Consider the following 908-nt stretch of genomic DNA (forward strand, 5'->3'; position numbering starts at 1 on the left):
CTTTACCGTTGTCAACACAGCTTTACATGACAAGGTTGATACAGTCAGTGTTGTAGTGGATGTTGTGACTTGTGATTTTAAAGAATTACATCCGACTGAAGGTTACAAGAAGATGGCAGCCGTGACCTTGGCAGATTACCATGTTGAAGATTTGGATGGCCATGTCCTTGAAGCTAAGATTGAAGACTTGGGAGCAAGTTTTGGCTATACTTTGCCTAAAGATAAATTCCGTCAACCCTATATTGCACGTCAAGTGCGCGTGACAATCCCAGTTCATCTTGCTCCACTTTCTTGGGCTAGTTTCCAATTGGTTGAAGGCCAAGTAGAATACCGAGATGGTATTTATCAAAATGGGGTTATTGATACACCGTTTGTAACTGTGAGTGTAGATGAAGGAATCACAGTCTATGACAAGACTACAAATGAAGCTTACGAAGACTTTATCCGCTTTGAAGACCGTGGAGATATCGGAAACGAGTATATTTACTTCCAACCAAAAGGTACTGAGCCAATCTATGCTCAATTGAAAGGATACGAAGTCTTAGAAAACAATGCTCGCTATGCTAAGGTATTGCTCAAACATGACTTGACGATTCCGGTCAGTGCAGATGAAAAATTGGATGCTGAACAAAGAGGTATCATCGAGTTCATGAAACGAGATGCAGGTCGTTCAGAAGAGTTGACAACCATTCCTCTTGAAACTGAGATGACCGTCTTTGTAGATAGTCCACAACTTCGCTTCAAGACTCGCTTTACAAATACTGCTAAAGACCACCGCATCCGTCTCTTGGTTAAAACTCATAACACTCGCCCAAGTAACGATTCTGAAAGCATCTATGAAGTTGTGACAAGACCAAATAAACCAGCAGCTTCTTGGGAAAATCCTGAAAATCCACAACACCAACAAG

1 protein-coding gene is annotated in these 908 nt (G+C 41.5%); it reads left to right on the forward strand.

Features of this window, described 5'->3' with window-relative positions:
* Nucleotides 1-908: glycoside hydrolase family 38 C-terminal domain-containing protein (locus QZ359_RS08520; protein ID WP_293965726.1), on the forward strand; the 908-nt coding region annotated here is incomplete at both ends.

Source organism: Streptococcus sp., from assembly GCF_019414905.1.
Classification (GTDB): domain Bacteria; phylum Bacillota; class Bacilli; order Lactobacillales; family Streptococcaceae; genus Streptococcus.